Source organism: Chitinophaga eiseniae (assembly GCF_012641265.1).
In the GTDB taxonomy this organism is placed as follows: Bacteria; Bacteroidota; Bacteroidia; order Chitinophagales; family Chitinophagaceae; genus Chitinophaga; species Chitinophaga eiseniae_A.
In genome coordinates this window covers 794,442-803,114 of record NZ_JABAHZ010000004.1, presented here as the reverse complement: position 1 = coordinate 803,114, position 8,673 = coordinate 794,442, and the positions used below count along the sequence as shown (strand labels likewise).

General features: G+C 47.2%; 2 protein-coding genes. Both read right to left on the bottom strand.

What is annotated here, in order from left to right:
* Positions 1-157: 157 nt before the first annotated feature.
* Positions 158-460, bottom strand: coding sequence for a hypothetical protein (locus tag HGH91_RS20130; protein ID WP_168740579.1), 303 nt, complete (start codon positions 458-460; stop codon positions 158-160).
* Positions 461-465: 5 nt separating this feature from the next.
* Entirely contained in the window at positions 466-8,661 is an 8,196-nt protein-coding gene (locus HGH91_RS20125) for an RHS repeat-associated core domain-containing protein (RefSeq protein WP_168740578.1), read from the bottom strand.
* Between the last annotated feature and the right edge of the window lie 12 nt (positions 8,662-8,673).

Here is an 8,673-nt window from a genome sequence, read left to right as displayed (position 1 = left end):
TGAATGTATAGATTCATTCCCTTTTTCTACAGCGACAACTGCCGCTAACTTTTGCTTTAAGCTGTATTTTATCCTTTTATCCATAAAAATGCCCCCAAGAAGTGTCTAACTTTTTGGGGGCACTACAGCTGACCGGGTTTTATCATTATAACTATTACTAAAAGCTTTCAGGCATCTGATCTGGAGGAATGACATTTTTCTTATGCTCTCTGATTTTATTTATTACGTTTTCCGCTGATAAATCAGTACCAAATAATTCTAATTGTAGTTCATCTGATTTAGGCGAATTAAAATAAATATGCTCCACAACAAAAACTTCGTTCCGTTTCGATACAATTATACGAACAAATGCTCCTTTGTAATATTCGTATAACTGGAAACGCTTAACATTTATTCCTTTATCTGACGGATCTGTTTCTATTCTAAAAAAGCCTATTCGCATTAATTCTTCTTCATTCATAATTGTTATTTTGTATAAGTCACAGACGCATTAGTATAATTACCGGGAGTTCCTTCTGTACGATTTATCGTTACATTATTAAATCCTCGATCCTTTGCATTTGAGCCTGTAAAGGTTTTAAATGCAGCATTTTTAAGAAGGGCTTGGCTCTCCGATGGTGATAGCTGCTCAAATGTAACACCTCTTCTTGTCAACTCTTGTTGAATTGCATTATTAAAGGACCTTAAATTTGATCCCAATGAACCTCGACTCCAAGTCCCGTTTATTCCCGTTATCTCACCTTTGGATGCTGCACTCTTATAAAGAGCATCAAAAACTTCATTCCCCCTACCATCATAACCAGACCCCTTAGTGTTTACATAGAAATCTAAATTTCCATAAGAATTTTTTACACTACCAACAACACTTTGACCATCAAGAACCTGACTTTCTTTCAAAATTGGATAGAGGTCATCATTTACAACTACAGGCTTAACATTATTTGCTGAAGGAACCTTTATTGCGGGCTGGTCCGGCTCAGCAGCTACAACGGCTTTCGGTGTTTGAGGAGCAAGGTTACTAGCATTTACTCTCGCTACAATCCTACTATTTCCTACACGGTTCATATAATTATTACCCATGTATATAAACATTGCTGCCAACATATCTCTATTCGTTTTCACTGTCCCTTTAGGTAAGTTAGCGGCAAGATTCCAAGAATAGGCTTGACCTGCATCTGCGGGAGCATCTAACAAATTATCAACACCTTTTGAAATAGTTTGTGACGCAACAGTATATTTATTTGCATCAAAGGGGCTCATAATCCCGCCTTCACCACCGTCTATATCTATTGCCCAGATAGGCGTATTACTTGCAAACTGGTAAGGTGTAAGCTCTGGGTATTTCGCAGTAATTGGATCTACTGATAAGAACTTTCCTATCCTCGGATCATACACACGCATTCCGTAGTCCAACTGATTCCCCTCGCCTTTGATTTCGTTGTCGTTTTCCTTCCCATTAAACCCATAACGATATACTCCCCCCAAAGCCCACTTCCTCCCCACCATCTGCATTCCAAACGGCGCATAATCCGTCATATTATAAACGGTAGCACTATGGCTGGCTTGTTGATCCGATATAGTCGCCAGCACGTTTCCGAGGTGGTTGTTGAGTTCATACCGGGTCAGGTTAGCCTGGCTCCAGAGGGTGGCAGGATTGCCGGGGGTACTGGTTACTTTCATATCCGGTTGCCACATACCCAGACGGGAACTACCGTAGAGGTGTTGCTCTTTCCAATAGGTTTCTGCGTCGCCATTTCGGTTGCCGTATAAAGCGAGGGTATTGCCCTGGGCATCGCGCAGGTACCAGGTTTTATTGACTACCCCGCCTTTGGTGTATTCTTTATAAATACGGTTGCCGGTGGCATCATATTTATATGACAAAGAACTATTATCACTAAATGTAATACTTTTTATTTTACCGTATACCGTCCAGGTGATATTGGTAATACCGGCGGCATTGTCTTTTACCAGGTTACCCACTTTATCGTAGGTGTAGTTGTCATCCGGCATATTGTCCAGGTCCGACTGGTAGGCGGTACTGCTCACGGCATCCTTAACATGCCGCAATGTGTTGGCAGTGAGGTTGCCGGCAGCATCGCGGGGATAATAATAGGTCAGGTTGTCCATGGCTACACTGGTATCCCTGGTGCCATTACGGAGGTAGGTTAGGATGTTACCGTTGCCGTCATAACTGATATCTTCCTGGTAATCGGTTTGTGCCTGTGCCTTACCCCAGGTAGTTCCGGATATCAGGTGCTGGCGCATACGTACCAGGCGATTCAGCTGATCGTAGCGGTAACTGTACCCTACCGGGTTGCCGCTGTTGAATTTCGATAACGCCATCGTCGTTCTGCTGATGTTGCCATTAAACAGATCCTGGCCGGTAATATCGGTGGTGGTGGCAGTATATTTTGTACCCAGTGCAGTGGCGCCAGCGCCGCCGATAGGCTTGTAGTCGCCGGCGAAATAATCCAGCGAATAGGCGGCTGCATCTTTGGCGATGGTGGCCGTGCTGCCCACACCGTCCTGACCGATGTCGCTGGTGGGTACCAGGCCGGTGCCATTCACCGTTTTCAGCCATCCCTGCAGCGTGTAGGCGTAGTCGATGCCCTGTACACCGTTCTTACCTATAATGGTACGGGCCAGCGGTCCATGCTTATAGTACATGTAGTAGGCGTCGGTGGTGGCCGGGTTCATGATCGTCCAGTTATCACCGTTGTGGGTAATGCCACTTTGCGCTTTGATGATCCGGTTTTCCGCATCATATTTATAGTTGTAGAAGAACTGGTCTGGCTTGGCCTGCTGATATCTCACTGCATTCACTTTTCCGCTCACCAGGTCGTAGGCGTAATCCAGTTTCTTCATTTCATAGAGACCGTACAGCTTTTGCCATAGGGTCTTCACATTACCCAGGGCGTCATAGCTGTAGTAAGTTCCCTGCTCAGTGGTGCCATCAGTTTCCTGGTAAATACTGGCGGCTACTCTTTTGCGCAAGTTGCTCTGCGGGTAGGTCGCAGGATCTAACTGGGCGATATCGTAAATTGTCCGTGTAAGCTGCCCGTTGGTACCGCTATTTAAAAACAGTGTGGCGGTAGCGTCTGCAATAAATCCGGGCGAACCCAGGCTGGTGGCATTTTTCTTCTCCCCTACTTCGGTAATACGTCCCAGGTTATCGTACTCCGTATAGCTGTACTGGTTAGTACCCAGGTATTGATTGGCGTTGCGGGAAGCCAGCAGGCGCCCCTTTACATCATACCAGAAATAACTGGTATTGGCATCAGGGGAGTTCTGCTGCAGTACTTGTCCCAGCGAGTTATATGCATAATCGGTAGATAGCCGATGACGGGGGTAGACAGCAGAAGTATATACTTCGGTAGTACCGCCATCAGGCAAGGTAGTCGGAGAGCCAGGCGCTGGGGTGTTAAAACGTCCCCAGGTGATGGTATCCTTCAGCAAGCCTACGGCATAGGCAGGCGCCAGGCCAAGGCAGTTTTCTTTGGCATTGGCGGCGATTTCGGCGGTGGTCATTAAGCGTTTATACACCCGCAATTGCCGTAAATAAGCCAGGTTCTGCGCATAGGTAGCCGTGCCGCTGGTGTTGGCAGTAATATCCCAGCCGCAACCGCCGAAAGGTGCGTTGGTAACAACCGGGCAACTAACCCCGTTTACAAATACACTGATTGCGCCACTACTGTCAAGATCTGCTCCCTGCAATACCACGTGTACCCACTGATCAAGCGGCAACACGGAGCTGATATTTGCATCTACAATATTGGAGGCCACCAGGTCGGCGGATCCTGCAGGGGGCGCTGGTCCTTGCTTGTAAATAGATGCATGCAGGTAGCTTCCATCTATACAAACATCAAAATAGGATTTGCCGTTGCTCGCTGCCAATACCTGCGTAGGTCCTCCATCGGCATTATATAGCCACATTTCGAGCGACTGATTACCGGTAGCAGTCAAGGCGGTGCCCAGCCTGCTCAGCGTAGTATCGGGATTGGTATTGTTTTGTGGACCGCTGTAATTACATTGACTATAGTCCGCCCGGCGGGCCTGGTCTACCTGGTCCAGCAAATCTGTATCATCAATCAGGGTAACGCCTTCCGGTGGCACGGTGCGCAGTAAGTTCCCCGACTGGTCATAATAGTAAAGGGTATAGTGGTAAATCTGTTGAGAAGTATTGAGCCTTACCTTCGTTTTTGCCTTACTGCACACATTCACATACTGCTGGCGGAAATCGCGCTTCACAGAATCAATATAAATAGCATACGCCCTGTTGGCGCCGGCAATCGCGCCATCTACCAGCATATACATACAATCATAGGGATCTGTAGGTATTGTGGAGAAGACAGGCTGGTTGCACAACATGGGTGTTGAACCGGGCAATAACGATTTCCGGTAATTATCATAATCGGAGAAACTGAGCGAAAAGCCCAATTTCTGATTGAGATAATTCCTATATACTTTCTTATAGTTTGAATTGGTCGTATCTACCGAATTGCCCATCGCTGCTGCAAAAGCTGCCCTGGCAGCCCAGAATTCCGTAGGAGTAATACATCCTTTTGCTCCACCATCGAGGAATACAGGGAGTTTCACATCACGGTCCATCAGGTAACGACAGTTGCTACAGCCTTTCACCAGCACATCCAGCTCAGCGGATGTTATGTTCATACCAGCGCCATACTTCGATACCAGGTAATTATACAACGTCATGGCAGGCTGGTTCGTTTGCTGCTCCAGCTTCAATGCATTGAGCTTATTACAAATACCAGCATCCGTAAATGACAGGGTACGCTCCGATGTTTGCGCCGTTACGCCGGAAGGTGTAGGCAGGTCTACCACCCACGGATTGCAATCCAGCGTAAACGAAGTTTTTCCGAGATAACGTTTAATTACCTGTTCAAAAGTGGAATCGCCATCACTGTTTACTTTTCCGCCAATGGTGCTGCTACCGCCGTACATACGATTCATATCACCTCCCTGTGTGCATACCTCCATCAGCCGGTTACGGAATAATACGGAATCAACTGCCCCCATACAGGGTTTTAACTGTGTGAGCAGGTTGGTGATGGTAACATCACAAGCAGTTTGAATTTGCAAACTCAGGTTATATCTACCTTCTCCAATTACTTCCGAGGTGTCTATTGGGTCCTGGGTTTTGTAATCGATCCTATTAACACGGGTTTCCTTATTGGTATATTCAGAAGGACAGGTAGGCGGGAAAACAGGTGTACCAGTACAACGAATGAATGGACCTGATGTAATAGGGTCTGCAGTTTGCATCGTTAAAAAACCTGGGCTCGTAGATGTGAACGTAACACCCGGAGCCGCTGTCGCGGTCCTAAAGGTAACATCGATGGTAATACCGGGGGGTATAAGCCTGTCTTCAGGTCGGTACACATATACAATTCCCGAATTTGGTGAGAAGCTAAACATGCTGGCAGTAAAGCCACTACAATCGTAATACCGTTTTGGCGCCACTCCTGGTATACATATCCCCTGGCAATAAAACGAGTCCCTCAACTGCTGGTAATACTTCTCCTTTAACTCCAGGTACATATTGGCATACATCTGCCATTGCCTGTCCGGTACCCGACAGGTGGCATTAGGTGTACAGTTATTCCACCGGGTAGTCATACTGGTGTTCGTACCGGTATTGGCAGAACCGGTAGAATCAGCGCAGTACAGTAGGTAATCTACATAGGCGGAAAGGCTTTTGTTATTTAAACCTATTGGCGCCTGCACGACCTGGCGGGAATAGGAATTCAACTCTGTCTTAATATTCTGATAGTAATTTTTCCCTGCTCCACTTGCTGCAAAAAACGGATCCGCATCCAGTAACCAGGCGCCGTTGCTGACATCGTAAGCCAGTCCGGTTTTTATAAGCGGAATATCTGCAGCCGTGGTATACAGCCGTGCGATGCGGTCGTCCCAGGTTTTATAGGCGGCATGATCTCCGCAAAAAGTGAGGGCACAAAACTCAGGGTGAAATGACAGAAATTTATCACTCCATTCTGGTTTCCAATAGGTGATCAGCATTGCCAGTGTAAAGGATGGATCGCAGGGAGAAATATATCTCCCGTTCTCTAGCTGGAATTTCGTCGCCTCATAGGTAGCCCCCCCTGGCGACTGCAAAGGAAATACTGCGGCATCCCGCCAATGCTGGAAGATAACGTTGATCGCCGATTCCTGCGCAGTATAGGTGCTGTCGAACAGCGCATACTGCCCACCCGGGCTCACATCCATTAACATCAGCGACTTCAGGCGGTCGCAGGGCGATGCGAGGCAGGCAGCCCGAATCGTTTGACAATTACTGTACAACGCGTCGTACAATCCACCGGCCCAGGTGTTAATAGCCGCCAGGTTGGCCAACGTATCTACCCCATTCTTGAACATCCGGGTCTTCATCCCCAACAGGAAGTCAGCTTTTAGTCCCAACGCATCTTTACAGGTAGTACATTCGGAGAAGCAACCGGTAAAATCTTCTCTCTTCAGCTGCTCCATAACAAACTGGAACTGGGTTTTCAGGTTCGTATTGCGGGCAATAAAATCGGTGGTAAATGCCTCTATCACCCGCGGATTCAATGCCAGTTCAAAAGTGATATAGTACTCTCCTATTTTCTTCAGGGAAACATTGAAAGTAGTATCATAACTGGCCGATTGATTACAATCTGAAATGGCGCTACCAGCCTTTACATTGCTGATATCAAGTATTTTGTTATTGCAATCATCGCTTACCCCTACCTTCAGCTCATAATAACAATTACTGCAAATGGTAACGGCTCCCTGTACATATTTTTTGATCAGCTTCTCCATGCTGAATTTAAAAACAGCCGCAGAATCAGGCACCGAAGCCAGGTAAGTGGTGTTGGCGGTAAGCTTCAACGTAGCCGGATCAAATACAAACCGCTCTGGTTGCAGCAGGATAATGTCTTTCTTCACAGCCGGTGTAAGGGAATTTAATGCCAACAATGAAGTATCCGGCGTGCTACCAGTGAGCGCTGTGGCTACTGTTTTACCTGCAGCATTCTGATAGGAGACACTGATTTGCCCGTTGGGATCTATCACCATGTTTTTAAGATAGTGATCCGCATAACCAGCATCGTTACCAAATAGCCGGTCTAGTTCCCATTGTTCCGGCTTGCCATAGTAATACCGGGTGGTATGGTTCTGTAATATGGTAACCGGCTGAAATGCGGCGCCTACACCACCTTTCAACGCTATCCTGCCAGTGTTATCCGGCGTGTAAGAAGTAACAGACAGTGGATATCCTTCGGCATCCGGGATGTATTTATTAAACGGATCTGTATTCAGGTATTTGTTCTTAACAGAATAATATTTGGAGGCGCCGGTATCTGTTTTCAACGGATCCGGCAGACCAATACAAGCACCACTCAGGCCTTTAAACACGTTATTGTAAGTATATGCCTGCCCATTATTATTCCGGCTGAATCCCGGCACATAGGTCAGGATATTGGCGTCGGCGGGAGCCGGCAATATGTTTGCTACCACCCGGCCAAACTGATCATAGATATTCTCCTGAACAATAGTAGTAGTATCGGTATTACTCAAAGTAACCGCCTGCCGGTTTCTCAGCGTACCATCAAAATAGGCTACCACTTCCTTTTTCTTGCCCTCTTCGGCGTAGGTAGCATCATATTGCCAGTTGAGCCCCGGCTGATGCCAGGTATTACTCAGTATGATCACCCCCGACACGGTAACGTTATCGGATTTGACCTGGTAGCTCCAGGCGCCCTCGTTCCGGTATTGATTGCTTTCATCTACCGTACGCATGCGAATCAGGAGATACTTAGTATTATGCACCAGCGAAATGGTGTAGCTGTTATTGCTGACGGTCACCCTGGTGGCATTGTTACGAAACATCTGGGCAAGGGTAGCCGCAGGCGTTGAGGTGCCGGACTGGTTCAAAATAGTGCCGTTGGCGGATTCTTCATCGATAAAGGTCCATTCCAGGTCATACTTCTGCGCACCGGGGATAACGTCCCAGTTCACCGTAACGGCGTTAGCAGTGGGCACAATAGCAGCTCTTGCCATCATTCTTCCTGCCGGTGCACTACCATCATTTCCCGGGTCCAGCGTCACTGTAGGAATCAGCGAAGCATTAGGCTGCGGTAGGTAATCCCTGTTTACCACTACATAAGCTTCCAGGTAAAATGCTGCCGGCAGGTCTTGCAGCTCATCGCTGTTTATTTCATTAATAGAAACCTTTATTTTGTAGGCATTCTGGAATTCATACCGGGCGTCTATCTGGTACACCGCCCCCACGGCGGTATCGTAGTTGATATCCAACTTCACATGTTCCAGCGTAATGGGCAATTCCTGACCCGGCTGGCTCCAGTATTCTACTTTCAGGTCGGCTTTACAGGAAAAAGACTGGTGTATATTGGCCAGTGCTTCCGGCTGCAATCCAAAAGTAATCACGTTGGATACGCCATTGTTCCGGATATTATTCCAGTCATATGCAGGGTTCTCAAACTTTTCGTCTTTCACAAGCAGTGTATCCCCCTTCTTCAGCTTGCCCTGGATCTTTTGCTGATAGGGCTCTATAGCAGCCATGCTTTTCACGGCTGCTGCCAGCATCAGCAGCATTACCATGAACACAGTGGCAGATAATTTATTTATGCGGTTGATAAGCGCCATATTACACGGGCA

Excerpts from the sequence above, each read along its gene's own strand:
- HGH91_RS20130 (WP_168740579.1), bottom strand. The coding sequence starts at position 460 with ATGAATGAAGAAGAATTAATGCGAATAGGCTTTTTTAGAATAGAAACA.
- HGH91_RS20125 (WP_168740578.1), bottom strand. The coding sequence starts at position 8,661 with ATGGCGCTTATCAACCGCATAAATAAATTATCTGCCACTGTGTTCATG.